Source organism: Polaromonas sp. P4_H1 (genome assembly GCF_056400945.1).
In genome coordinates this window covers 15,665-41,936 of the sequence record NZ_JBFUKG010000024.1, presented here as the reverse complement: position 1 = coordinate 41,936, position 26,272 = coordinate 15,665, and the positions used below count along the sequence as shown (strand labels likewise).

Here is a 26,272-nt window from a genome sequence, read left to right as displayed (position 1 = left end):
TCCCGGAAGGCTCCCCCATGTCTGTTATTGAAAATATCCAGAAGCTGTTTAAACCGAAGTCTGTCCAGCCCGAAGACAGCATGGACATGGCTTCCGTGGGTATGCCCGGTGATCCCCTTGGCTCCACCGTGGGCGGAGCCGCCTCCCTCAATGCCGCAACCATGCGCCAGATGGACGGCAACCTGGATGCCTTTGCACCGAGCCGGGTGGCGGCAACCGAGGAGGGCGAGTCGGTGGAAAGTCCCGACCTGCTCTCGCTGCCCCTGCTGGGTCGCCGTACCATAGGCCAGCACCAGAGAATTCTGGTGGGCTTGCTGGCTCTGGCGGTGGTGGTGTTGGGTACCGTGACCTTCCTGGCGCTGAACCAGGCCGACAAGGTCGCCCAGCAGGTGGCGGCAACCGGCCAGTCACTGATGCAGTCGCAGCGTTTGGCGAAGTCTGTATCGCAGGCTCTGGTGGGCAGTGCCCAGGCTTTCCCCGATGTGCGCGAAAGCTCGGACGTGCTGGCCAAAACCGTGCGCGGCCTGAAGTCCGGCGAGGACAGCTTGCGCCTGGCGCCGGTTGCCGATGTACTGCAGCCGGACGTTGAAAAGGTCACGCCCTTCATGGAGCGGGCCGAGAAAAATGCCAAAACCGTGATGGGTCAGCAAAACATCCTGACGCAGGTGGGCAACGCGCTGCGCACCATTAACCGTCAGTCTTCCGATTTGCTGGAAATCGCCGAAACCGTATCTTCGCTCAAGCTCCAGCAGAATGCGGCGCCCGCTGAAATTTCAGCGTCTGGCCAGCTGGTGATGTTGACCCAGCGGATCGGCAAGTCTGCCAACGAGTTCCTGACCATGGAAGGTGTGAGCCCCGAGGCTGTGTTCCTGCTGGGCAAGGATTTGAACTCCTTCAAGGAAATTGCCCAGGGTCTGCAGGACGGTAGTCCCGAACTGCGCCTGACCGGCTCCAAAGACCCGCAGACCCGCGAGCGGCTGGAGGCCTTGATGGCGCTTTATGAGCAGACGCGCGTGCAGGCGGGCGCCATTTTGGGCAATTTGCAGGGTCTGGTGTCGGCCCGCGAAGCCCAGTCTTCGATCATTGCGGACAGTGAGCCGCTGCGTCGTGGCCTTGAGGATCTGCAGGGCAAGCTGTCTTCCCAGACCGGCCTGGGCGTCGGGGCGTTGACGATCCTGGTTATTGCGGCGGCCTTCGCGCTGCTGTGCGCGGCAGGTCTGGCCCGTTTGCAGGTGCAAGACAGCCAGCAGCGGCAGGCGGTTGCCGAGACGCAGCGACAGGAAGCCAAAAGCCAGGAGCAGGACGCCAAGCGCGTCAACGACGCGAACCAGGCTGCCATTTTGCGCCTGATGAACGAGTTGCAGACGGTGGCTGAGGGCGATCTGACCCAGGAAGCGACGGTGACCGAGGATATTACCGGCGCCATTGCTGACTCGGTGAATTACACGGTGGAGGAGTTGCGCCAGCTGGTGGGTAACGTGCAGAACACGGCGACCCGGGTGGCGCAGACGACGGCGCAGGTGGAAAGCACATCCACGGAGCTGCTGGCAGCGTCGACTGAACAGCTGCGCGAGATTCGCGAGACTGGCCAGTCGGTGCTTGACATGGCGTCCCGAATCAACGAAGTGTCCACCCAGGCGCAGGAATCTTCCCAGGTGGCGCGCCAATCGCTGACGGCGGCTGAATCCGGCTTGCAGGCGGTGCAAAACGCGATCGGTGGTATGAACTCCATCCGGGACCAGATTCAGGAAACCTCCAAGCGGATCAAGCGGCTGGGTGAATCGTCCCAGGAGATTGGCGAGATTACCGAGCTGATCTCGGACATTACCGAGCAGACCAACGTTTTGGCGCTGAACGCTGCCATTCAGGCGGCGTCAGCCGGTGAAGCCGGACGTGGCTTCTCGGTGGTTGCCGAAGAGGTGCAGCGACTGGCCGAACGTTCTGCCGATGCGACGCGCCAGATTTCGGCGCTGGTGAAAGCGATTCAGACCGACACCCAGGATGCGGTAGCCGCCATGGAGCGTTCCACGCAGGGTGTGGTTGAGGGAGCCAAGCTGTCCGATAACGCCGGTACGGCACTCACTGAAATTGACCAGGTGTCACGTCGCCTTGCCGACCTGATTGAGCAGATTTCCAATTCAGCATCCCGGGAAGCCGCATCGGCCAACGTGGTGGCCGGTAACATCCAGCACATTTTTGCCGTGACGGAGCAAACCGGAGAAGGTACCCGTTCTACGGCACAGCAGGTGCGTGACCTTTCCCGCATGGCGGAAGAGCTGCGCCAGTCAGTGTCCCGATTCAAAATCGCCTGATCACAGCCTGTTGTGCGTTGACAGCAACCCCAGCCTTTGCCACTTACTCCTGAACCGGCCCGTTACTTATGCAATCCAACGTCCCGAATTCAAAAGCTGCCGAGCCTGACCTCGCCGTCAACGATCTGGGTCCACTGGCTTGGGTGCTGGACGAACTTCGCAAGTCACTGGAGGGTGCGGCCAAGGCGCTCAAGCGCTTTGTTCGGGACGCCGAGGCCGCACGGGGTTCCGATCTCGCGGCGATTGACGCGAACCAGTTGCGGATCGCGCGCCAGCAGTTGCACCAGGCTGTAGGTGCGCTGGAGATGGTGGGGCTGCCAGGGCCCGCGCTGGTGCTGCGTGCCATGGAAGCCGCGGTGCAGAAGTTTGTGCAGCAACCTGAGCAATGCAGTCAGGATGCCGCTGCCAGGATTGAGCGTGCCAGCTTTGCGTTGACGGAATACCTCGAAGGTGTGCTGGCGGACAAGCCCGTGTCTGCGGTTTCACTGTTCCCGCAGTATCGCGAAGTCCAGGAACTGGTGCGTGCGGACCGCATTCACCCTGCCGACTTGTGGCCCTTTGAGTGGCGCTGGCTGGAGCCTGAGCTGGCCGCTATGGCTGAACCCCGGAACTACGACAGCGGCGCGCGTGCCTTGCTGGACCAGTCGGTGCTTCAGCTCATGAAGGGCAAGGCGCCCGAGGCTGCCCGGAATCTCAAGGACTTGAGTCTTGGCTTTGCTGCCAGGCAGGCCGATCGCCAGCCCCGGATTTTCTGGAAAATTGCGGCAGCTTACTTTGAAGCTGTCGAGCATGATTTGCTGGGCTCTGATCTGTATGTCCGGCGCGCTGCGTCCCGGATATTGCTTCAATATGCCTCGCTGGGAAAAGGCGATGTTGCGATATCGGAGCGGTTGGTGCTGGATCTGCTCTTTTTCTGCGCGCAGGCGGTTTCCACTCAGGCCGCTGATACCCCGATACTGTCCGCCGTTCGATCGGTGTATGGTCTCAACCGGTTCAAACCGGTCGATTACGAACTTGTTCAGTTTGGCCGCTTCGATCCGGCACTGCTGGCTCAAGCGCGCAAACGGATCACCTCGGCCAAGGAGACATGGTCGTCACTTTCTGCCGGGGATGCCAGCAAATTCAAGTCGGTGGTCGACCAATTCAGCCTGGTGACCGATTCCCTGCTCAAACTCCATCCACCGAGCGAGCCTTTTGCAAAAGCCCTGACCCGTGCGATCGAGACCACGGTTCGCTCCGGCCAGCCACCGGGTATTGAGTTGGCCATGGAGGTGGCGACCTCGGTGCTTTATCTGGAAGCCGCCTTTGACGACCTGGATCCCAACGATCCCCAGTTGACCGTGCGAACGGCCAATCTGGCAGAACGTCTGGAGGGTGTCCGGGCCGGTGGTGAGCCTCAGCCGATGGAAGGCTGGATGGAGGAGTTATACCGCCGTGTCAGCGACAAGCAGACCATGGGCAGTGTGGTGGGTGAGTTGCGCATATCTCTGGGCGAGCTCGAAAAGTCACTGGATGTGTTCTTTCGCAACCCACAGGACAAGACCGCACTGCAGGCGGTACCCGGGCAGCTCTCACAGATGCGTGGCGTGTTGTCGGTGCTGGGGCTTGACCAGGCATCCCATGCGGTTTTACGCATGAAGGAGAGCGTGGAGCAAATGCTCGTCACCGAAATCGACGAGCAATTGGTGCGGTCCGCCGGCACATTTGATCATCTCGGCAATAACCTCGGTGCCCTGAGTTTTCTGATTGACATGCTCAATTACCAGCCAGTGCTGGCGAAAAAGCTGTTTGTCTATGATGAAGAAAAAGGCGAACTCAAGCCGCTGATGGGCCGCACGCAAAGCCCGGCGAGCGCAGCTTCTGCCGTGACGGTGAACAACGATCTGCTGTCGCGCGAACTGATCTCGGTGGTGCAGGACGCGGGGGGTGGCGGGGGCGATGGAAACCTCACGGGCAGACTGGATGCGTTGGCCACGCATGCGGCGCTGGCCGAACAGCCTGCCTTGGCCCAGAGCGCCCGTGAGGCGGCGAAGGCCGTGTCGGCCAACAATGCCGACGCCACCGCTGTCGCGTTGACATCGCTGGCATCCTCGGTGATGCAGGAGGCGCCAGCCGCGCCGGCCGGTCCGCTCGCTTCGGCAGATTTTGAAGAAGATGACTTGCGCGATATTTTCCTTGAAGAGGCGCGCGAGGTCGTCGGCAACGGCCAGGAAGCGCTTTTGGCGTTGGCAAGCGATCCCGGCGATGTTTCCCAACTGACGGTGCTGCGGCGCGCATTTCACACGCTCAAAGGCAGCTCGCGAATGGTCGGACTCAACGAGTTCGGTGAAGCAGCATGGTCGCTCGAACAAATGCTCAATAGCTGGTTGGCGGACCAAAAAACGGCTACCGATGCGTTCAAGAGCCTGGCCGCGGAGGCCATGGCCGGCTTTGCAAAGTGGATTGAAGATATTGCCGCGAACGAGGATGCTTCGTGGTCCGCCTCTGCCTTCAGCGGCAGTGCTGACGCCATGCGTACCTCGGGGCGCTACGTCCCCTTGAACCTGTTTGTGTCGGTTGAAGCGCCTGGCCCTGCCCCAACCGTCGATGACGCGGCAACGGCTGGAACGCTTGAACTGCCAGAACTTCAACTGGAGTCAGGCACACCTGACCCTGTCAGCGTCGGCAGTGAAACACCTGCCGACGTAGCCGTTGAATCTCCTTTTGAGTTCAATCTCGACTTTGACGATGCCATTGCTGCCGCAGCGCCGGTCGTCGTGGCTGCCGGACAGGCAGCCGCACCTGCAATGGATATCGATATCGAAGGCATTGATTTCGACAGCCTTTCTGCGCTTTCTGCGGAGAGCGATGCGCCGGCCGATTCTGCCCAGCGTGTGGCTGAGGGTGAGTTTTTGGACCTGTCGCTCGAAGCCGAGTCCGAGTCCGGGCAGGCGGTTGAATTGTCGGTGGAAGATTTTGACAAGCACTTCAATCTGGACGCTGTGGATGCTGTAGAGGTTGTGGACATTCTGATGCCCGATCAGGCCATGCCTGCCGGGTTTGAAATTCCTCCTGCCGAACTGATGGCCGCCGTGCCTGAGGTCGTTGATGCCACCGCGAGTTTCGAGGTGGTTGAGCCTGCCCCGCCGCAAATTGACGAAGCCCCGGCGGCGCTGGACATTGCGGCGTTTCAGGATTCCCTCAGTGATCTTTTGCAGGTCGACGGCAATGGTGATGAGCAGGTCAAGGTCATTGGGGCGCTGCGCATAGGCATCCCTCTTTACAACGTCTATTTGAACGAGGCTGATGAGTGGTCGCGCCGACTGGTCATGGAAGTCGCCGAATGGGTGATTGAGCGTCACCAGCCGGTCAGTGATTCCACTGTGGCGCTTGCCCACTCCCTCGCGGGCAGTTCTGCGACAGTCGGGTTTTATGCGTTGTCGGAAATGGCCCGGGCGCTCGAGCATGCACTGCAGCAGTCCCAGGCTCACCACCGCAATGGCGCCACCAAGTATGGCCAGGTCTTCGTGGATGCGGCGGAAGATATACGCCGGTTGCTGCACCAGTTTGCCGCCGGCTTCCTCAAGGAGTCCGACAGCGGCGTGCTTGAACGCTTGCGGCAACTTGACTTTTTTGACTCGGTTCTGCCCCCTGCGGGCGAATCTTCCGAGCTTGACTTCCCATTTGAAGCCCCGCCGGCCGAGGAGGTCAGCGTTGAGTCGGCTCAGGAAGCTGAAATCGCGGACGTCGGCATGGCGGTGGCTTCAGCTCCGGTCGTGCCACCCCCGGCTTCCCCAGTAGTCATCGCTTCGCCGGTGCGGCTGGTGCCACCAGCGCCTGTTTTGGTGTCGACTGCGACCAGGGCCTCCATGGCCGCCGCAGCCGCCGCACGCCGGGATGAGGAAGACGAAGACGACATCGACGCGATCGACGCCATCGATCCCGATCTGTTTCCGATTTTTGAAGAGGAAGGCGCAGAGCTCATGCCCCAACTGGGCGGCGCGCTGCGGCAATGGTCGGCCCGGCCCGACAACCTGGGTGCGCGCATGGAGGTTTTGCGCGCTCTGCATACGCTCAAGGGCAGTGCCCGTCTGGCGGGCGCCTTGCGGTTGGGTGAAATGGCTCACCGCATTGAATCGGAAATCGAGCATCTGGGCTCCGACGCCGCAGTCACCCAGGATTTCGAATCGCTGTTGACGCGTTTTGACGCCATGCAGGCCACTTTCGAAGAATTGCGACGTGCAGACGCCGCGGCTGCTGCAGTGCCCTTGACTCCCCTGGCTGCCGTTGAGCCGCCAGCCGAGGCCGCAGCCCCTGTGGCGTCAACAATTTCGGAAGACGCCCAGCAGTCCCCAGCCACCGAGCCTGCTGCAGCTGACGCAAGCAACAGCATCAGTACCAGTAGTACCAGCGCCAGCGCCGGAAAACTGGCCATCCCCGCGCCGCAAGCCATGGCCATGCAGCCCCTGCGCCAGGCGGCAACAGCTTCCATCCGTGTGCGATCCCAGTTGCTTGACCGGATGGTCACCCAGGCGGGTGAAGTCATGATCACTCGGTCCCGCCTGGAAGCCGAACTCGGCCAGTTGCGCGGTTCGCTGAATGACATGAGCGGCAACTTGAACCGTTTGCGCCAGCAGCTGCGTGACATTGAATTGCAGGCTGAAACGCAGATGCAGTCGCGACTGGCGCAGGCCAAGGAGGCCCAGGCCGGATTTGATCCGCTCGAGTTTGACCGGTTCACCCGCGTGCAGGAGTTGACGCGCATGATGGCCGAGTCGGTCAATGACGTGGCGACCGTGCAGCGTACCCTGCAGCGCACGGTGGAAGCCACCGAGGATGACCTGATTGCACAGGCCCGCCAGACCCGCGAATTGCAGCGCGACCTTCTGCGCACGCGCATGGTGGAGTTTGAAGGGATTTCCGAGCGTCTGTACCGTGTGGTGCGGCAAGCCTCCAAGGAAACCGGCAAGCAGGTGAAGCTGGACCTGCTGGGCGGCACCATCGAGATGGACCGCGGCATGCTGGACCGCATGACACCCGCGTTTGAGCATTTGCTGCGCAACTGTGTGGCGCATGGTATTGAAGACCCGCAGGTTCGTGCCGAAGCCGGCAAGGACCCTGTGGGGCTCATCACCGTTCATCTGCGCCATGAAGGCAACGACGTTTCGGTGGACTTCAGCGATGACGGCGCCGGCCTGAATCTGCAGCGCATTCGCGAGAAGGCCGTGAGCCTCGGGCTGGTGACGCCAGAACAATTCCTGGATGACCAGGAAGCCGCCAACCTGATTTTCACGGCAGGTTTTACGACTGCCGCACAGGTGACCGAACTTGCCGGGCGTGGCATCGGCATGGATGTGGTTCGCGCGGAGGTCAACGCACTGGGCGGCCGGATTGAAACCACTACGGTGTCCGGCAAGGGGACGCACTTCAAACTGGTGCTGCCATTGACCACTGCAGTGACCCAGGTGGTGATGATTCGAGCCGGCAAGCAGTCGGTGGGCGTGCCGGCCAATGTGGTCGAAACCGTGCGCCGCGCTACTGCCAAGGAACTGCAGCAAGCATATAACAGCGGCACGCTTGAGGTCGCTGGCGAAGCCGTCCCCTTCTTCTGGTCGGGCGCATTGCTGCAAGCTTCGCACCACAGCAGCGAGACCCAGGGCAAGACCACGCCGGTGGTTATTTTCCGAAGTGCGGCCCAGCGCATGGCCTTGCATGTCGATGAAGTGCTGGGCAACCAGGAGGTCGTGGTGAAAAACCTGGGGCCGCAGCTGTCGCGCCTGCCGGGTTTGGCGGGCATGTCTGTGCTGGCTTCGGGTGCCGTCGTGCTGATCTACAACCCGGTCGCGCTGGCTTCCGTGTATGGCCAGCAGGCACGGGCCTGGAGTACTGACCGGGCGGAGCCGCACATGCTCGAGGAGCTGGGTAGCGGCGCCGACAAGGCGGTTGCACTGCTTCCTGCCGCGCCGCAAATCCCCCTGATCCTGGTGGTTGACGACTCGATTACCGTGCGGCGCGTCACGCAGCGCCTGTTACAGCGCGAAGGTTACCGGGTGGCCATGGCGGCCGACGGTCTGCAGGCCCTCGAAAGGTTGCAGGAAGAGCGGCCTACGGTGGTCTTGTCGGATATTGAAATGCCGCGCATGGATGGTTTTGACCTGGCGCGTAACATCCGTGCCGATGTACGCCTCAACAGCCTGCCCATTATCATGATCACTTCGCGGATTGCCGAGAAGCATCGCGAGCATGCCAAGGAGCTGGGGGTGGACCACTACCTGGGCAAACCTTATTCGGAAGAAGAGTTGATGAGCCTGGTGCGTCATTACTGCGCAGCAGACATCCCTGCGTCCGCATAAAAGGCAGCCTTGCCCATGCCGGGAGGGCATGGGAAGCTGTCAAAAACAGAGCGGATTAGAGCGGAGCAGGGTCAGGGTTTTTTTGACCACCGCGTAGCGCTGTAGTGTCAGTGCCCGCGCTTCATCGTGCTGGACGATGGGCCTTGGGTAGTTTTGCCCGAGCAACACGCCCGCCACGCTCAGTTCAACCGGTTTGGCCAGCCAGGGACTGTGCAGGCATGGGGTAGGCAGTTTTTCGAGGGCCGGCAGGTATTTGCGGATGAACTTGCCTTCCGCGTCAAATTTTTCGCTCTGGCTGACCGGATTGAAGATGCGGAAATAAGGCTGTGCATCGCAACCTGTGCTGGCAGCCCACTGCCAGCCTCCGTTGTTGGCTGACAGGTCAAAATCATTGAGTTTTTCGGCAAAGTAGCGCTCACCCCAGCGCCAGTCTATGCCGAGGTCTTTCACCAGAAAACTGGCGGTCACCATGCGCAGGCGGTTATGCATGTAGCCCGTCTGGTTGATTTGCGCCATGGCCGCGTCTACCAGTGGGTAGCCCGTGCGGCCATCACACCAGGCCTGGAAGCGGGCGGTGGCTATTTCGCAGCTTTCCCACACGATGGCGTCATATTCGGGCTTGAACGCACGGGTTGCAGCATGGGGGAAGTTGCTCAGAATCTGGGCATAAAAATCCCGCCAGATCAATTCGCTGAGCCAGGTGGCGGCGCCTTCGCTTCCCTCGTTTTGCTGCTGCAAGGCCGTTGAAGCCATCTTGCGGATCGAGACCGTGCCAAAACGCAGGTGCACGCCCAGGTAGCTTGGTCCCTTGAGGGCCGGAAAGTCGCGCGTGTCCCGGTAGCGCCCGATGCGGCCCAGAAACTCCTCAAAAAGCGCAGTTCCACCCTGGCTTCCTGTGGGGATTTTCAGCGCCGACAGGTTGGTTTTCACAAATCCCAGCGTATCCAGCGATGGAATAGCAGGCGGCTCACCGCCCGGCAGGGGGGCCAGGGCATCGGCATACCGGGCCACCGGATAGGGCTTCACATAGAAGCTGTCGACCTTTTTCAGCCAGGCATTTTTGTAGGGGGTGAACACGCTGTAGGGTTTGCCGGCCTGCGTCAGCACCTCCGTGCGCTCAAAAATGACGTGATCCTTGAAGCTGTGGAACGCCACGCCTTGGCTGGCCAGCAGCGCTTGCACCGCGGCGTCGCGCGCCAGGGCCTGGGGCTCGTCGTCATGGTTGGCGAACACCGCATCGACGGAAAGCTTTGTAACCAGCGTTCCCAGGGCCTCGCTGGGCCTGGCATGGCGCACCAGCAAGGCGGTCCCGGCGGCGCACCCGCCCTGGCGGGCCAGGCCGTGCAATTGCCCGCTCAGGTCGACCAGGGATTCCCGGATGAATTACACGCGCCGGTCAGCCCGGGGCAGGCCGTCCAGGATGTCCCGGTCAAACAGGAACAGGCAAAACACCTGCTGGCACGACTTCAGGGCGTGGTAGAGCGCGGCATTGTCCTCGGCACGCAAATCCCGCTTGAACCACATCAGGCCGGTCCGGTATTTTTTTGACATGGAATCGATGGTAGCCAAGTAGGGCGAACTGGGGCGAGTTGGGGCAGGCGGGCTCTGCCGGCGGGTTTTCCGCGGAGCCTGCCGCCAACTCGGTGTTTTCCATTAGAGTGCGCGTAAAATCATGGCATGGCTACGGATTCCGCACTGATCAACCTGACGCATCATTTCCTGATCGCGATGCCCGGGCTGGAGGATGAAGCCTTTGCCAAAAGCGTCGTGTACATGTGCGAACACAGCGACCGCGGGGCATTGGGCCTGGTCATCAACAAGCCCAGCGACATCAACCTCAAGAACCTGTTTGACAAGGTTGAGTTACCGCTACACCGCGACGACCTCACCGAGGCGCCGGTGTTTCAGGGTGGCCCCGTGCAAACCGAGCGGGGGTTCGTGCTCCACGAATCCATGATGCCCGGCAGCGAGTCGGTGTATGCGTCGACCATGACGATTCCCGGGGGGCTGGAAATGACCACCTCCAAGGATGTTCTGGAGGCGCTGTCGACCGGCGCCGGCCCGCGCAAGGTGTTTGTCTCGCTCGGCTATTCAGCCTGGGGCGAGGGTCAGCTGGAATCGGAAATCTCGGACAACAGCTGGCTGACCGTGCCTGCCGATGTGGCGGTGATTTTTGACACGCCGGTGGAGCAGCGCTACGACAAGGCCCTGATGCTGCTGGGCCTGCAGAGCTGGATGCTGTCTCCCGACGCCGGTCACGCATGAGCCTGGCGGCCGTGCCTCTTTCGACTGCGCGTCTTCAAACATTTCTGGCTTTCGACTTCGGCCTCAAACGTACTGGCGTTGCGACCGGCAATGTGCTGACCCGCACCGCCACGCCCCAGGCAACCATTGTCGCCACGGGCGATGCCCGCCTCAAGGCGATTGAACTCCGGATCAGGGAATGGCAGCCAGATGCGCTCGTCGTTGGGGTTCCGTTTCATCCGGATGGCGCGAGCCACGAAAATACCCGACGCGCACAAAAATTTGCCCGCCAGTTGCGGGCACGCTTCGGCCTCAAGGTGTTCGAGGTCGATGAGCGCTACAGCACGACCGAGGCCCTGGCCGGCGGCGCGGCGGATGCTGATGCGGCATCTGCCTGCATAATTCTTGAGCAATTTTTAAGGAGTCTTCCATGAGCAGTCTGACACTGGACGCTGAGGCGCTGTACAGCGATTTGCTGCGGGGCCTGCGACTGCAACTGACCTCCTACGACCAGCCACCGCTGCTGGTGGGGGTTGCCTCAGGCGGGGCCTGGCTGGCACAGCGCTTGCAAAAAGACCTGGGCTTGGCGCAAGAGGCCGGCATTCTGTCTTCATCGATGCACCGTGATGATTTTTCCCAGCGCGGCCTGGCCTCCAGTGGGCAAACCTTGCTGCCCTTTGATGTGAACGGTGCCCACCTGATTGTGGTGGACGATGTGCTCTATACCGGCCGCACCATCCGCGCGGTGCTCAATGAGCTGTTTGACTACGGCCGGCCCGCCAGCGTCAGGCTGGTGGTGCTGGTGGACCGGGGCGGGCGCGAATTGCCGGTGCAACCCGACTTGGCCGTGGCGCGGGTGGCCCTGCCTGCTTCGCAAACCCTTGAGCTGGCGCGTGCTGAAGACGGCCGCTTCAGCTTTCAGGTCCAGGACCGGTAATTTAAAGAAAAAGAGGAGTCCCAAGCGTGTTGTACCGACGAAACCCACAACTCAACAAGAACGGCGAGCTGATCCACCTGCTGTCGATAGAAGGCCTGCCCAAGGCGATCCTGACGCAGATTCTGGACACCGCCGCCAACTTTGTCAGCGTGAACAACCGTGAGGTCAAAAAAGTGCCGTTGCTGCGCGGCAAGAGCGTTTTTAACCTGTTTTTTGAAAACTCCACCCGCACCCGCACCACCTTTGAAATTGCGGCCACGCGCCTGTCGGCCGACGTGATCAACCTCGATATTGCGCGTTCGTCGGCCTCCAAGGGTGAGTCGTTGCTGGACACCATCGCCAACCTGAGCGCCATGGCCGCCGACCTGTTTGTGGTGCGCCACGGCGAATCCGGTGCGCCCTATCTGATCGCCCAGCATGTCGCACCGCACGTGCATGTGATCAATGCCGGCGATGGCCGTCATGCCCACCCGACGCAGGGCCTGCTGGACATGTACACCATTCGCCACTACAAGAAAGACTTCAGCAACCTGACGGTGGCCATCGTGGGCGATGTGCTGCATTCGCGCGTGGCGCGCTCTGACATTCATGCGCTCACCACGCTGGGTTGCCCCGAAGTGCGCGTGGTGGGCCCCAAGACACTGGTGCCTGCTGACATGGCGCAGATGGGTGTGCGCGTCTGCAACACGCTGGAAGAGGGCATCAAGGACGCTGACGTGATCATCATGCTCAGGCTGCAAAACGAACGCATGTCGGGCGCCCTGCTGCCCAGCAGCCAGGAGTTCTTCAAGAGCTTCGGCCTGACCAACGAAAAGCTGCAACTGGCCAAACCAGATGCCATCGTCATGCACCCGGGGCCCATCAACCGGGGTGTTGAAATTGACTCGGCGGTGGTCGATGGCACGCAGAGCGTCATCCTGCCGCAGGTCACCTTCGGTATCGCAGTGCGCATGGCTGTCATGGGCATCGTTGCAGGGAATGAAGCATGAATATGGCCCCCACGCTTGTCACTTCGTGTACTGCGCTGCCCCCCAAGGGGGCTGAACTTCGCTTGGGGCGGCCCGGCGCTTCGTTCGTGACCCCCACGCTTGTCGCTTCGCGTACTACTCTGCCCACCAAGGGGGCTGGCCTGGCTTGGGGCGGCCCGGCACAGCGGCCTTTTTTCGGAAAAACAAAATGAAACTTCTCATTAAAAACGGCCGAGTGATCGACCCCGCTTCGGGGCTGGATGAAGTCTGTGATGTGGCCATTGCGGCGGGGCGCATTGTCTCGCTGAACCACACGGCGGCCGATTTTTCCCCCAACAAAACCCTGGATGCCACGGGCTGTATCGTGGCGCCCGGCCTGATCGACCTGTCGGCCCGGCTGCGCGAGCCTGGCTATGAGCACGAAGGCATGCTGGAGAGCGAGCTGGCCGCGGCGGTTGCCGGCGGTGTGACCAGCCTGGTCTGCCCGCCGGATACCGACCCGGTCCTCGATGAACCTGGCCTGGTGGAGATGCTCAAGTTTCGTGCCGAAAAGCTGCACCAGTCGCGTGTGTTCCCGCTGGGCGCGCTGACGCGGGCCCTGAAAGGCGAGGCGCTGACCGAAATGGTGGAGCTGACCGAAGCCGGTTGCGTGGGATTCAGCCAGGCCGAAGTGCCGCTGGCCAACACCCAGGTGCTGATGCGCGCCTTGCAATACGCGACCACCTTTGGCTACACCGTCTGGCTGCGTCCGCAGGAAATGCACCTGGGTCAGGGCGTGGCCGCCAGCGGCGCGCTGGCGACCCGCCTGGGTTTGAGCGGTGTATCCGTGGCCGCCGAAACGATCGCCCTCCACACTATTTTCGAGTTGATGCGCGCCACCGGCGCGCGGGTGCACCTGTGCCGGATCAGCAGCGCCGCAGGGGTGGCGCTGGTGGGCAAGGCCAAGGCGGAGGGGTTGGACGTGACCTGCGACGTCAGCATCAACAGCCTGCATTTGACCGATGTCGATATCGGCTACTTCGACAGCCGCATGCGGCTGGACCCGCCCCTTCGCCAGCAGCGCGACCGGGATGCCATTCGTCAGGGCCTGGCAGACGGCACGATTGATGCACTGGTGTCCGACCACAACCCGGTCGACGAGGATGCCAAAACCCTGCCGTTCGCCGAGGCCGAAGCAGGCGCGACCGGCCTGGAACTGTTGCTGGGCCTGGCCTGCAAATGGGGTGCTGACAGTCAGGCTGGCATGGCCCGTGCACTGGCGGTGCTGACGAGCGAGCCGGCACGCGTACTTGGCAACTCCCTGGGCACGCTGCAGGCCAGTGCCGGCCGGCTGGTCAAAGGGGGCATGGCGGATTTGTGCGTGTTCGACCCGGCCGGGGAGTGGATGGTTGAGCCGCAGGCCTTGCGCAGCCAGGGCAAGCACACGCCTTTTTCGGGCTATCAGCTCCCTGTGCGCGTGCGCTGGACGGTGGTCGGCGGGCAGTTGGCTTATGAAGCTTCGCGTTAATCACACGTCCCGGACTGCATGAAGCTGCTGGGCGTTTGCTGGAAGCTGCTGCGAGCCACGGCCCACGCGGTGGTGGGTTTCCTGACCATCAAGATATTGTTTCCGCGATTGAGCCAGGCCCATCGCGAAGCACGCGTGCAGGTGTGGGCGGGGGAGCTGCTTCGCATCGTGGGCATCGAGCTGGTGGTGAACGGCACGCCGCCCGCGGCAGGACCGGTGCTGCTGGTGGCCAACCATATTTCGTGGCTGGATATTGTGGTGATGCACGCATCACGCCATTGCCGGTTTGTCTCCAAGTCCGATGTCAAGAGCTGGCCCTTTGTCAGCACGCTGGCCGATGGGGCCGGCACGCTGTACCTTGAGCGTGAGTCGCGCCGCGATGCGCACCGGGTGGTGGTGCAAATGGCGGAACGCCTGCGTGCGGGTGACATCCTTGCGGTGTTTCCTGAGGGCACCACCGGGGATGGCATCACGCTCATGCCCTTTCACGCCAACCTGATCCAGGCCGCCATCGAGGCGTCTGTGCCGGTGCAGCCGGTGGCGCTCAAATTTGTTGATCCGGCAACGGGTGCGACGAGTCTGGCACCCAGCTATGTGGGCGATGAAACCCTGATCGGATCGATCTGGCGAACCCTGACGGCAGAGGGGCTGAGGGCTGTGGTGACTTTTGGGGTGGCTCAGGGCGCCGAGGGGCAGACCCGGCGCCTGTGGGCCCAGGCCCTGCGCGAGGACATTGAGCGCCTCAGACGGGTGTAGCGTGCGGGGGGCGCTGCAAAGGCCCGGCAGTGCTGGTGGAGGGCAGGGGGGTCGCTGAGGTCAGGGGGGGAGCGGAGGCGCCCGTGACCGCCACAGCCTCCCGCTCAAAGGTCACCACGTGATCGACCTCGGCGCGAATGCCGATCCACTCGCCCAGGGCATGGTCGTGGTGTGAGGGCACATGGGCCACTACCGTCTCGCCCGTCAAAAGCCGCAACGTGTACAGAAATTCCGACCCGCGGAAGGCCTTGCGGAGGATCTGCGCTTTGACCGGCGCATTGTCGTCATGCACGATATCGTCGGCGCGCAGCAGTACATCACACAAGCCGTCGGGATAGGCCTCGGGCAGGGGGCATTCGCGGATGTCTGTCAGGTCACCGAGCGCGGTGTGCACCACCACCTCTTTGCCACGCTGTTCAATGTGCGCCTGCGCGAACACCCCGTGGCCAATGAAGTCGGCGACAAAGCGGGTGGCCGGCCGGTGATACAGGGCGTAGGCGTCTTCCCACTGGTGCAAATGCCCTTCATGCATCACGCCAATGCGGTCGCCGATGGCAAATGCCTCCAGCTGGTCATGGGTGACAAACAAGGCCGTGGCACCAGCCGCCTTGAGGATGCCGCGCACCTCATGTGCGAGGCGCTCGCGCAGGTCCACGTCCAGGTTGGAAAACGGCTCGTCCAGCAGCAGCAGGCGCGGCTCCGGTGCCAGCGCCCGCGCCAGGGCCACACGCTGCTGCTGCCCCCCGGAGAGTTCATGCGGAAAACGCTTGTGCACATTGCCCAGGCCCACCAGCTCCAGCACCGCGTTGACGCGCTGGTCCCGCTTGGCAGCGGGGAGATGGGTCAGGCCAAAAGCCACGTTGTGCGCCGCGTTCAGGTGCGGAAACAGCGCGTAATCCTGAAACACCATGCCGATGCGGCGCGACTCCGCAGGCACATGGGTATCAGGGCTACTGACGATTTGCTGTGCCAGCTTGATGGTGCCCGCCTGCGCGCGTTCCAGGCCGGCCACCGCACGCAGCAGGGTGGTTTTTCCGCAGCCGGAAGGTCCGATCAACACCCCGATTTCGCCCGCCCGCAGGCCAAAGGTCACGCTGTCGACAGCCGGTTTTGAGCGGCCCGCGTAGTGCACACCCAACTGGGAGACATCCAAGAACATGGGTTGATTGTAGATGCTTACAATTCTCATTTGCAGTGACTGACTGCAAAAACCATGGCGCACGCTGGTTTGGGCACAGCCCGCTCCGGCAGAGGCCTTTTTTCGGGTCTACATGCTCCGCCGTTTCCTACCCTCCGCGCTTCTTTTTGCGCTGGTCAGCCTGCTGACCTTGCCGGTGCTGGCCGTGGCCTTCTCATGGCTGCAGTTCAACGACGAAGCCAGGTCCATCCTGGTCCAGATGCTGCAAACGGTGTTGCCCGCCTACACCGGCGTCTCGCTGCTGCTGTGTCTGTGTGTGGCCCTCGGTGTTGCGGCGGTGGGCATGGCCACTGCCAGCGCGGTCACGCTGTTCGAATTTCCCGGCCGACGCATTTTTGAGTGGGCCCTGCTGCTTCCGCTGGCCATGCCGGCCTACGTGGTGGCCTACGCCTACACCGACTTCCTGCAGTACGCGGGCCCGCTGCAGACCTGGCTGCGTGCCGCCTTTGGTCTTCAGGGCCGCCTGCTGCCTGAGGTGCGCAGCCTCGGTGGCGCCGTGCTGGTATTCACCGTGGCCTTGTATCCCTACGTGTATTTGCTGGCGCGTACAGCCCTGTCAGAGCGGGCTGTGCACCTGATGGAGGCGGCCCGCCTGCTCGGTGCACCGCTTTCCCGCCGTATCCGCGCTGTGGCCCTGCCTTTGGCGCGTCCTGCCGTGGCCGCCGGGGTGGCCCTGGCCTTGATGGAAACCCTGGCTGATTTTGGCGTGTCCAGCTATTTCGGCATCCAGACCTTCACCGCCGGGATTTACAAGGCCTGGCTGTCCATGGACAACCGCATTGCCGCGGCACAACTGGCTACCGTGCTGCTGATTTTTGTGGCCATGCTGCTGAGAATTGAGCACAGTGCACAAAAACGGATGCGTTTTGCCGCAGGCCGGGGTGCGCGCGCCGGCGCCCAGGACGCCGCGCCGGTGCGGCTGCGGGGTAGCCGTGCCGCCCTGGCGTGGCTGGTCTGCGCCTTGCCCATCGCGATGGGTTTCCTCCTGCCCGTGCTCTTCATGCTGCGCCCGCTGGTGCTGGGCTGGGACAGTCTGCTGTGGGACAAATTTCTCGGCTGGACGCTGAACAGTGTCTGGCTGGCCGGGCTGAGCGCGCTGCTGGCCACCGCGCTGGCCGTCAGCCTGGCGTTTGCCGTGCGCCGCCAGCCCCATGTGCTCACCCGCTTGGCGGTGCACCTGGCCAGCCTGGGTTATGCCGTTCCGGGCGCGGTGATTGTGGTGGGCCTGCTATTGCCCGTGGGCTGGCTGCAGGCGGCGGCCCCGCAGACCGGCGCGGGCTATTGGGTCACCGCCACGGTGCTCGGGATTGTCTGGGCCTACCTGGTTCGCTTCAGTGCGGTAGCGCTGCAGACCATGCAAAGCGGTTATTCACGCATTCCCGCCAGCTTTGATGACAGTGCGCGCATGCTGGGCACGACAGGCGCCGGCATTCTTGCCCGGGTGCACTGGCCGCTGCTCAAGCGCTCAGTGGCGGCTGCCGGCTTGCTGGTGTTTGTCGATGTCATGAAGGAGTTGCCCGCCACGTTGGTGCTGCGCCCTTTCAACAGCGACACCCTGGCCGTCGTGACCTACCAGCTGGCACGGGACGAGCGGCTCGGGGAGGCCGCCCTGCCGGCACTGGCACTGGTGCTGGTGGGGCTGCTGCCGGTGGCGTTGCTGAGCCGCACCTTGCGGTCGAGGTAGGCCGGCGGCAGGCCGGCTCTCGGCTTCAGGTTTTGGCCTTGATGTAGCGGTATTCCTGGGTCAGGCCGCCAAAACCGTAGGCTTCCGCCCGCACATCCTGCACGTGGATGTAGCTTTCTTCATGCACATTGCCGAGCAGCTTGCCGAGTGCTGAAAACGCCTCGGCGATGTATTGGGCTTTTTCGTCCTTGGTGTTCGTGCCGTCCACCACCTTGATGTCGAAGTAAAAGCTGTTTTTCCCCTGCTCGGCCAGCGAGCGGCCCCCAACGATCCAGTGCTCGGGCGGGACGTAGTCAATCGCGATGGCGGTGAGTTCGCGCTTTTTCCGCAGGATTCTGGTGGTCAGCTCGAGCAGGGTTTCCGAGACCGCATGGGTGAGGGCGGTACTGGCGGGCTGGCTGATCTTGACATTCAGGATAGGCATTTGAAGAACTCCATATAGTTAGCTATGCAACTAAAACATTAAAAAAAAGACGGGGCAGTGAACGCGTTATTTCAAGGCGGAAGACACGCTTCTGACCCGGGCGACGGTCTCATCGAAGTTCTCCTTTCCTATTTGTTGCTGAATGCGGCGGGTGACTTCGCCGCTGGCCTTGTTGATACCTGCATGGAGCGCTTCGGCCCGGCCTGTGGGGTAGACGACCCAATGCCGTCCATCGGCTTGCGTGCCCCTGCGCTCAATCAGCTTGAGCGCCTGCAGCCCGTCCAGCAGGCGCGTGGCGGTGGGTCGTGAAATGGTCAACTCATCTGCAATCTCGTGTTGCATCATGCCCGGGTGCTTGAGCACCAGCCGCAACAGGAAGCCCTGGGAAGGTGTCACACCGAATGGCTTGAAGGCCCGTGTCCATTCCTTGTCGACCAGGCGGGCCAGCGCGGTGGTATTGAAATAAAGGCAGTGATCGAACATGCGGTGCAGCTTAGCATTTAATAGTTAGCTATGCAACTAGTTACTTCGCAAATCATTCCGGGATTTATGGAATTTCCGGGGGGCACAGGTGCGGCGCTGCGGGAGCCTGTAAGTATGAGCCTACGCGTAGCAAATGCGCGGGACTACGGCTCGCCCGCCGCCCCGAGAGTAAAGTTTATTCACCCGTAACGTGCTTACTGCGGTTTATAGCTGCGCAAGCCGTCAGACGGAGTTCGTCAACATCCTCAGGAGATAACCATGAACCAGGACCAGCTAGAAGGCAACTGGCTTCAGTTGAAGGGCAAGATCAAGGAGCAATGGGGCAAGCTCACCGATGACGACCTTGATGTGATTGCCGGCAAGCGCGACCAGTTGCTGGGCAAGATTCAGGAGCGGCACGGCCTCAGCAAGGAAGAGGCTGAAGAGCAGTTCAAGGCGTGGCATGAGCGCAACCCCACCAACTTCTTTGAACGCTACTGAGCCGAACGTTATCGAGTCGTCATGAATGGCTGATTTCCATCTGATCAATGATTAAAACTTACCAAAGGAATCATCATGAAAACCAAATTGCTAATGCTCACTGTGGTGATGTCTTGTGCTTTTGCCGGCAACGCTGTGGCCATGACCAAAGAGGAATACAAAACACAGAAAGACCGGATCTCGGCCGATTACAAGGCGGGTTGGCAAAAATGCAATGCCATGAAAGCCAACGCCAAGGACATTTGCGTATCCGAGGCAAAAGGTGCAGAAAAAGTGGCCAAGGCGGAACTGGAAGCGCAGTACAAACCCAGTCCCAAGAATGACGAGAAAGTGACTTTCGCCAAAGCCGATGCCGCTTACGATACCGCCAAGGAAAAATGCGACGACCTGTCGGGTAATGCCAAGGACGTCTGCGTGAAGGACGCCAAGGCTGCCCATGTGAAGGCCAAAGAAGATGCCAAGGTGATGAAGGCTGGCGCCGACACCAGCAAAAAGAAAACCGAAAAAATGGCTGATGTGAAAAAGGACGCCGCTGAAGAAAAACGTGAAGCGGACTACAAGGCGGCCAAGGAGCGCTGCGACAGCCTGGCTGGCGCGGCCAAAGACACCTGCCAGAGTGACGCCAAGAGCAAATACGGCATGAAATAGAGGGCTGAAAGGCTGAAAGGCCATCAGTAGGGCAGGCGATGCAGAGCCCCGCGCCCCTGATGCAAAGGTGCAAAGGAGATCCCGTCAGGTGCGAGCCTGGCGGGATTTTTCGTTGGGCCGGCTTGCGGCGAAAACCCCGCAGAGAGGGGTCACGGTGACTGACCAGCCACCTGAAGGTGCAGGCGCGCGGACCTCATTTGCCAGCAGCGCCGGCAGGGTCCGATTTCAGAGACTATGTTTCAGCGCCATTCACGCTCGCCGCCTGGCGAATGGCGTCCAGCGTCACGCGGCCCACGATATCGCCGCCCGCGTTGACAACCGCGGCCTCATCGGCACCGCTGTCAAGCATTGCAGACAGGGCATCGCGCAGCGGTGCGCCAGCCGGCACACGCGGCGCACTGCTGGCAGGTGTACCTGCATCGGTGCACAGCCCGGTTGTCAGCAGTGACAGTCTTTTGAGCGACCGGTCTTCGCCGACAAAAGCCTGGACAAACGAATTTGCAGGAAGCGCCAGGATGCGTTCCGGCGTGTCGTACTGAACGACTTTTCCGGCACGCAGGATGGCGATGCGCGTGGCCATTTTGATGGCTTCGTCGATGTCGTGCGTGACAAAGACAATGGTCTTCCCGAGTTCGCGCAGGATGCGCAGGAACTCGTCCTGCAGACTCGCGCGGGTGATGGGGTCGATGGCCCCGAAGGGCTCGTCCATCAGCATCACCGGCGGGTCCGCGGCAAGCGCCCGTGCCACGCCCACGCGCTGCTTTTGGCCACCGGAGAGCTCCCGCGGAAAACGGTCCCGGTACAGGCCGGGTTCCATGTGGACGAGCGCCAGCAGTTCATCCACACGCCGGGCTATGCGCGGCGCGTCCCAGCCCAGCATTTTCGGTACGGTCGCCACGTTCTCGCCGATGGTCATGTGGGGGAAGAGTCCCACCTGCTGGATCACATAGCCGATCGAGCGGCGCAACTCTACCGCGTCTATCCGGGTCACATCCTGTCCGTCGACTTCAATCCGCCCCGAATCGGGTTCCACCATGCGGTTGATCATGCGCATGGTCGTGGTCTTGCCGCACCCCGAGGGGCCGATCAGCACGCAGATTTCGCCCGCATTGATGGTGAGCGACAGTCCGTCGACGGCAGTCTGGCCGCTGGTTCCGAAGCTCTTGGTGAGGCGGTCGAGTGTGATCATGCGCGAAGGCCTTGAGGGGTCATGCGGCGCTGCAAGGCGCCAAAAAGAAAATCAGTGCCCAGCGCCAGCAGGGTCACCGGGATGGCGCCCACCAGCAGTTGGGGGATGGCCATCATGGCAATGCCCGCGGTGATGAAGTCGCCAAGCCCGCCGCCGCCAATAAAGGCCGCCAGCACCGCACCGGAAATCACCTGCACCGCGCCGGTGCGCAGGCCCGCAAAGATGACCGGCAGGGCCATCGGCAGCTCGACCTGCCGCAACAGCAGGGTCCGCGTCATGCCCATGCCAACCGCCGCGTCGACGGCGTCGGCGTCCACGCCACGCATGCCGACGATGGTGTGGGTCACGATGGGCGGCAGCGCGATCAGCGTCAGGGCGAACAGCGCAGGCGCAAAGCCGGTCCCCAGAAGCGGCATGACCAGCGCGAGCACGGCCAGCGACGGCAGGGTGCGTCCGACATTCGCTGCGTTGACCACGGCCAGCGCCAGGCCGCCACGCCGTGCCACGGCAATACCGGCAGGTATGCTGATCAGCGCGGCCAAAAACAGCGCTGACCCTGACAGGGCAATGTGCACGCCCAGCGCCCGGTAGAACTGGGTCGGATGGGTCGCCAGGAAGTTCCAGGTGTCGGCCAGCATTGTTTTTCCTGGGGGTCAGGCCGCACGCCGGCGTTTAAGCTGCCGTTCGAGCAGTGCGAGCAGCAGGTCGACGCTGACCGCCAGGGCGCACGCGGTCAAGGCGCCTGCCCATATTTTTGCGGGGTGATCGCTGGCAATGCCGTTGAAGATCAGCGTGCCCAGCCCGCCTGCGTTGACGTAGGCCGCGACGACGGTCACGCTGATGACCGTCACGGCGGATACGCGCAGACCCGCCACGATCACCGGTAACGCCAGCGGCAATTCGATGCGCCGCATGATCTGGGCCGCGCTCATGCCCATGCCACGGGCGGCATCGATCACGTCTGCCGGAACCTCCCGAATGCCCGTCGCCACACTGCGGATCAGGATCATCAAGGAAAACGCCACCATGGTGATGATGGCATTGGTACGGCCCAGCCCGACGAGCGGAATCAGGAAGGCGAGAAAGGCCAGTGTCGGAATGGTGTACAAAATCCCGGAGACCGTCATCACGGCCCCGTACAGCCGTTCGCGCCGGGCGGCCACGAGGCCAATCACCAGCGACAGGGCGAATGCAATCGTGAGCGCCGTCAGGGAGATGGCAATGTGTTCCCACAGGGCATACACAATGTCAGTCCAGTTGCGCAGGAACCATTTCATAGGGGTGTCACGCGGCCCCTGGACTGACGGCCCATGAACTGAACAAGCCCGAGGCTACGGCGCGTTGGACCCGGTCAATGTCCGGGCCCAGCGGACGGTCTTCGTCCAGCATGGCGACCAGGTCGCGCAGCTGCAGGTAGGTCGCGCGCGCGCCTTCCCCCATGGCGGCCTGATCGGTTTCACGCAGGTCTACGGCCTGGGCGGCGATCAGGAGTTCAATGGCAATGACGTAGTGGACGCGCTCCAGCAGTTCGCCCAGTTTTTCGGCAACGCCCAGCGCCATGCAGGCATGATCCTCCAGCCCTTCGGAGACCGGCAGGTAATCAAGCGAGCCGGGGTTGGCGCGCAACCGTATCTCGGCCCACAGGGCGGTCAAGGTTTTTTGCACCGTGGCGAAGCCGGAATGGGCCGGCCCGTGACGTGTCAACTGCAGGGGCAGGCCGGTGAGCGCGGGGGACATGAAGCGCTGGCAGCGGGCCACAGACATGCTGGCGGCCTGTGCCAGCGCAATCGCGCAGGCATCCAGCGCGAGCGCCAGGGCCGGCACGTGAAAGTTTCCGTTGGACAGCATGATGCCGTCGTCTGCCAGCACCAGCGGACTGTCGGCGGCGCTGTTGAGCTCCACTTCGACCTGCTCCCGGGCCAGGGCTATCGTGCCCCGGGCGGCGCCATGCACCTGGGCCACGACACGCAGCGAGACCGGGTCCTGAACGCGGCGGGCGGCACCCGGCGCGAGCAGCGCGCTGCCCTTCAGGAGCGCGCGCAGCTGGCTGGCGACTTCCACCTGGCCGGTCGCAGGCCTGGCCATGACCGCGCTGGGATGGAGCGGGGAAAGATTGGCCCGAAAGCCCTCGAATCCCAGCGCCACCGCGGCCAGCCAGGCATCCAGTGCGGCAGTGGCGTCATGCAGCACCAGTGCGGCACGCGCGGTGGTGGCGGCGTTGGAGCTGATCAGCGCCAGGCCGTCCTTGGCGCCGAGCTTGACGGGCTGCAACCCGGCGCGCTCCAGGGCGACGCCGCCCTTGAGCACCTCGCCGCCAAATTCGGCCTCGCCTTCGCCGAACAGGGGCAGGGCCAGATGTGACAGCTGGGGCAGGTCAGCCACACCGATGGAGCCGAAGCGTGGCACCACTGGGTGCACCCGGTGGTTCAGCAGCGCAATACAGGCATCCAGCACGCCGGGTGACACGCCGGAGCCGCCGCGCGCCAGGCCGGCGATGCGGGCAAATTGCATGGCGCGAACGCTGGACTGCTCATAAGCCGGTCCGACCGCCACCGCGCGGGCACGCACGGCCCGTCGCTGATAGTCTTCCAGATCATCTTCCGCCAGCAGCGCGCCGGTGTTGGCGCCCAGCGCGGAATTGAGGCCATAAACAGGCGCGCCGGACGCCGCCAGGCGGACCACCACATCGCGCGCCGCGGTAACCCGCGCCCGGGCTGCGGAGGCCAGTGCGACGGCTTCACCCTGGCGGGCGACGCGCACCAGATCGGCTATGCCCACCCAGGTGTCGCCGACTTCAATCGTCATGGAATGTCAGCTCTCATTCGCCGATGCTGTGACCTGTGGGCTTACTTGATCAGCCCCTTGGCTTTGAGGAAATCGCGTGCCACATCTTTGGGTTCCAGCTTTTCGCCATCGACCTGGTAGTTCATCTGGGCCATTGTGGTTTCGTCGAGCAGGGCGCTGACCCGGTTCAGGACCTCACCAATTTTGGGGTTGGCATCGAGGACTTCGCGGCGAATGACAGGCACCACGAAATACGGTGGCCACAGGCTTTTGTCGTCGCGCAGCCGCTTCAGTTTCATGGCGCTGATCATGCCGTCTGTGGAGTAGCCGTTCACCACCTGGATCTGATCGTTCTTGAGCGCCTGGTAGCGCAGGCCAATGGCCATCTGCAGGTCTTCCCCGAACACCATGTCGTATTTGGCTTTCAGGCCAGGCAGCCCGTCCTTGCGATCGCGAAATTCAGGGCCGGCGCCGATCTTCAGGTCCTTGGCGGCTTTCGCCAGATCCGAGAGGGTTTCCAGCTTGTACTTCTGTGCGGTCTCCGGGCGGACGACCATCACATACCCGTTGTTGAGGTTGGACTGGTTCAGCACGGCAAAGCCCATCTTGGCGTAGGCCTCTTTCACCTTGTCATAAACGGCCTTGGGGTCCGTCATGGGCTCCTGCTTCAGCACGGCAAGCAGCATGGTGCCGGTGTACTCGGGGTAGAAATCGATCTGTTTCTCTTCCATGGCCTTTTGCGCAATCAGCGTGCCACCCAGATTGAGCTTTTTCTCGGTCTTGATGCCTGCGGCTTCCAGGGCCTGGGCGTAAATTTCTGCGAGCACAAACTGCTCGGTGAAATTCTTGGAGCCCACGCGGACCACTTGCTGGGCCTGCGAAGCAAGGGGCACCACGGCGGCGAAGGCCAGCGCCCAAAAGGCCAGAAATTTGCGAATCTTCATGATGATCTCCGTTTGAGGATGGCGACAGGAATGGTGAGAGGAATATCGGGATGAATATCGGAGGAATAGTGAGAAGAATAGCGTCAGATATTGCGGCAGTGACAGCGGACATTAACTGTTTTTCCTGAATCGTGCCTGGAATCCCGGCGCTCCTGCGCCCCTGAAAATCACCCATTCCGGCGCGCCAACTTGTATATACAAGAGAATAATAGTAGCATACGAAAATTGCCTGTGCAAGACGAAAAATCACTCTGCAACAGCCGTTTTTTCGCAGACATGCCAGACCTCAAAACGGACTCCAGCAAGTGCCTTTTTCCTCACCGTCTTCACTTTTTGCCTCCCTGACCCTCCGACTTCCTGGCACCCTGGTGTGCGTGGTCATCGCCCTGGCGGCCACGTTCTTATCTGAGCATTACGGCGGGCCGCAACTGCTGTATGCCTTGCTGATCGGTCTGGCATTTCATTTTCTGTGCAGCAATCCCCGCGTCAGGCCAGGCGTTGACTTTTGTGGCCGAAGCCTGCTGCGTATCGGCGTGGCGCTGCTCGGCGTGCGCATTACCTTGACCCAGGTCGCCAAGCTAGGCCTCGAATCTGCGGTGGTCATCGCGGTGGGGGTGGCGCTGACGATTTTTTTTGGATTGCTGCTGGCCCGGTGGTTGAAACGTCCCCGCGAGGAGGGCCTGCTCTCCGGCGGCGCCGTGGCCATCTGCGGCGCATCGGCGGTGCTGGCCCTGTCGTCCGTCCTGCCGCAAACCAGGGAGAACGAACGCTTCACGCTGCTGGCGGTGGTGGGCGTGACGGTGCTGTCCACCCTGAGCATGGTGATCTACCCCTTCGCGCTCAAGGCCATCGGCCTTCCCCCTGAGCAGGCGGGTATTTTCCTGGGTGGCACCATCCATGATGTGGCGCAGGTGGTGGCTGCCGGCATGATGCTGGGCCCCGCAGTGGGCGACACCGCCACCGTGGTGAAGCTGTTTCGCGTCATGCTGCTGATGCCCATTGTGGTGTTCGTCGCCATCAGCTACCGAAACCATCCGGATACCAAGGCGACCGATGATGAAGTGCCGCTGGTTCCGGGCTTCCTGCTCGCCTTCATTGTGCTGGTGCTGCTGGCCAGCATCGGCACATTCACACCCGACATGACGCAACTGGCGAGCAGCACCTCGCGCTGGCTGCTGGTCACGGCCATTGCGGCGGCGGGTATCAAGACGAGCTTTGAAGACCTGCTCAAACTCGGCTGGCAACCGGTTGCCATGCTGGTGGGTGAGACGGTGTTCATCGCCTCGCTGGTGCTGGCCGCCATTGTGACGCTGCGGCTGGGCCTGTAGCTGCGGGGCTGCCTGCCGGATGAGGTCCGCGGCTTATCCGTGGCTTATCCGCGG

20 protein-coding genes and 1 pseudogene are annotated in these 26,272 nt (G+C 62.2%); 12 read left to right on the top strand and 9 right to left on the bottom strand.

The window, feature by feature from the left end; translation table 11 throughout:
- Positions 1–17: 17 nt before the first annotated feature.
- Entirely contained in the window at positions 18–2,312 is a 2,295-nt protein-coding gene (locus AC1DS5_RS23310) for a methyl-accepting chemotaxis protein (protein ID WP_477720632.1), read from the top strand.
- Between the two features lie 68 nt (positions 2,313–2,380).
- Entirely contained in the window at positions 2,381–8,644 is a 6,264-nt protein-coding gene (locus tag AC1DS5_RS23305; RefSeq protein WP_477720631.1) for a hybrid sensor histidine kinase/response regulator, read from the top strand.
- Positions 8,645–8,683: 39 nt separating this feature from the next.
- Here AC1DS5_RS23305 and AC1DS5_RS23300 read toward each other — a convergent pair.
- Positions 8,684–10,195, bottom strand: a pseudogene (locus tag AC1DS5_RS23300) (cryptochrome/photolyase family protein).
- Between the two features lie 126 nt (positions 10,196–10,321).
- Between AC1DS5_RS23300 and AC1DS5_RS23295 the strand changes: the two are divergent.
- From AC1DS5_RS23295 to AC1DS5_RS23270, 6 genes are all read left to right on the top strand, one after another.
- On the top strand, positions 10,322–10,909 hold the full coding sequence (locus tag AC1DS5_RS23295; protein ID WP_477720630.1) for a YqgE/AlgH family protein: 588 nt from the start codon (positions 10,322–10,324) through the stop codon (positions 10,907–10,909).
- Positions 10,906–11,322: a Holliday junction resolvase RuvX gene (ruvX, locus tag AC1DS5_RS23290; RefSeq protein WP_477720629.1), complete on the top strand. Its 417-nt coding sequence runs from the start codon at positions 10,906–10,908 to the stop codon at positions 11,320–11,322. The genes AC1DS5_RS23295 and ruvX overlap by 4 nt, the downstream gene beginning before the upstream one ends.
- A complete protein-coding gene (pyrR, locus tag AC1DS5_RS23285; RefSeq protein ID WP_477720628.1) occupies positions 11,319–11,825 on the top strand; it encodes a bifunctional pyr operon transcriptional regulator/uracil phosphoribosyltransferase PyrR in 507 nt (168 codons plus the stop codon). Before ruvX ends, pyrR begins: the two co-directional genes overlap by 4 nt.
- Positions 11,826–11,851: 26 nt before the next feature.
- Positions 11,852–12,814, top strand: a complete 963-nt coding sequence (locus AC1DS5_RS23280; RefSeq protein ID WP_477720627.1) for an aspartate carbamoyltransferase catalytic subunit — start codon at positions 11,852–11,854, stop codon at positions 12,812–12,814.
- Between the two features lie 187 nt (positions 12,815–13,001).
- A complete protein-coding gene (locus AC1DS5_RS23275) occupies positions 13,002–14,300 on the top strand; it encodes a dihydroorotase (protein WP_477720626.1) in 1,299 nt (432 codons plus the stop codon).
- 18 nt (positions 14,301–14,318) lie between these two features.
- Positions 14,319–15,056, top strand: coding sequence for a lysophospholipid acyltransferase family protein (locus AC1DS5_RS23270; protein ID WP_477720625.1), 738 nt, complete (start codon positions 14,319–14,321; stop codon positions 15,054–15,056).
- Here AC1DS5_RS23270 and AC1DS5_RS23265 read toward each other — a convergent pair.
- On the bottom strand, positions 15,043–16,215 hold the full coding sequence (locus AC1DS5_RS23265; RefSeq protein ID WP_477720624.1) for an ABC transporter ATP-binding protein: 1,173 nt from the start codon (positions 16,213–16,215) through the stop codon (positions 15,043–15,045). The genes AC1DS5_RS23270 and AC1DS5_RS23265 overlap by 14 nt on opposite strands.
- 112 nt (positions 16,216–16,327) lie before the next feature.
- Between AC1DS5_RS23265 and AC1DS5_RS23260 the strand changes: the two genes are divergently transcribed.
- Entirely contained in the window at positions 16,328–17,938 is a 1,611-nt protein-coding gene (locus AC1DS5_RS23260) for an ABC transporter permease (protein WP_477720623.1), read from the top strand.
- Positions 17,939–17,963: 25 nt separating this feature from the next.
- Here AC1DS5_RS23260 and AC1DS5_RS23255 read toward each other — a convergent pair whose 3' ends face one another.
- Positions 17,964–18,362 (bottom strand): tautomerase family protein, encoded by a 399-nt coding sequence (locus AC1DS5_RS23255; protein ID WP_477720622.1) that lies wholly within the window; start codon positions 18,360–18,362, stop codon positions 17,964–17,966.
- Between the two features lie 66 nt (positions 18,363–18,428).
- A complete protein-coding gene (locus AC1DS5_RS23250; protein ID WP_477720621.1) occupies positions 18,429–18,845 on the bottom strand; it encodes a MarR family winged helix-turn-helix transcriptional regulator in 417 nt (138 codons plus the stop codon).
- A 258-nt stretch (positions 18,846–19,103) separates the two neighbouring features.
- On the opposite strand from AC1DS5_RS23250, the gene AC1DS5_RS23245 reads away from it, so the two are divergent.
- Both AC1DS5_RS23245 and AC1DS5_RS23240 read left to right on the top strand, forming a co-directional pair.
- On the top strand, positions 19,104–19,325 hold the full coding sequence (locus AC1DS5_RS23245; protein ID WP_477720620.1) for a CsbD family protein: 222 nt from the start codon (positions 19,104–19,106) through the stop codon (positions 19,323–19,325).
- 75 nt (positions 19,326–19,400) lie between these two features.
- Complete coding sequence (locus AC1DS5_RS23240) at positions 19,401–19,973, top strand: hypothetical protein (protein ID WP_477720619.1); 573 nt, start codon at positions 19,401–19,403, stop codon at positions 19,971–19,973.
- A gap of 232 nt (positions 19,974–20,205) precedes the next feature.
- Here AC1DS5_RS23240 and AC1DS5_RS23235 read toward each other — a convergent pair whose 3' ends face one another.
- From AC1DS5_RS23235 to AC1DS5_RS23215, 5 genes are read right to left on the bottom strand one after another with little or no spacing between them, the layout of a single operon-like run.
- Entirely contained in the window at positions 20,206–21,162 is a 957-nt protein-coding gene (locus AC1DS5_RS23235) for an ABC transporter ATP-binding protein (RefSeq protein ID WP_477720618.1), read from the bottom strand.
- The gene (locus tag AC1DS5_RS23230; RefSeq protein ID WP_011482107.1) at positions 21,159–21,800 is read right to left on the bottom strand and encodes an ABC transporter permease; all 642 of its coding nucleotides are present in this window, start codon (positions 21,798–21,800) and stop codon (positions 21,159–21,161) included. Before AC1DS5_RS23230 ends, AC1DS5_RS23235 begins: the two co-directional genes overlap by 4 nt.
- A gap of 15 nt (positions 21,801–21,815) precedes the next feature.
- Positions 21,816–22,439 (bottom strand): ABC transporter permease, encoded by a 624-nt coding sequence (locus AC1DS5_RS23225; protein WP_011482108.1) that lies wholly within the window; start codon positions 22,437–22,439, stop codon positions 21,816–21,818.
- Between the two features lie 7 nt (positions 22,440–22,446).
- Positions 22,447–23,967: an HAL/PAL/TAL family ammonia-lyase gene (locus AC1DS5_RS23220; protein ID WP_477720617.1), complete on the bottom strand. Its 1,521-nt coding sequence runs from the start codon at positions 23,965–23,967 to the stop codon at positions 22,447–22,449.
- 41 nt (positions 23,968–24,008) lie between these two features.
- Positions 24,009–24,890: a glycine betaine ABC transporter substrate-binding protein gene (locus AC1DS5_RS23215; RefSeq protein ID WP_477720616.1), complete on the bottom strand. Its 882-nt coding sequence runs from the start codon at positions 24,888–24,890 to the stop codon at positions 24,009–24,011.
- A gap of 305 nt (positions 24,891–25,195) precedes the next feature.
- Here AC1DS5_RS23215 and AC1DS5_RS23210 point away from each other — a divergent pair, with 305 nt between their 5' ends.
- Positions 25,196–26,218: a YeiH family protein gene (locus tag AC1DS5_RS23210; protein WP_477720615.1), complete on the top strand. Its 1,023-nt coding sequence runs from the start codon at positions 25,196–25,198 to the stop codon at positions 26,216–26,218.
- Positions 26,219–26,272: the final 54 nt, after the last annotated feature.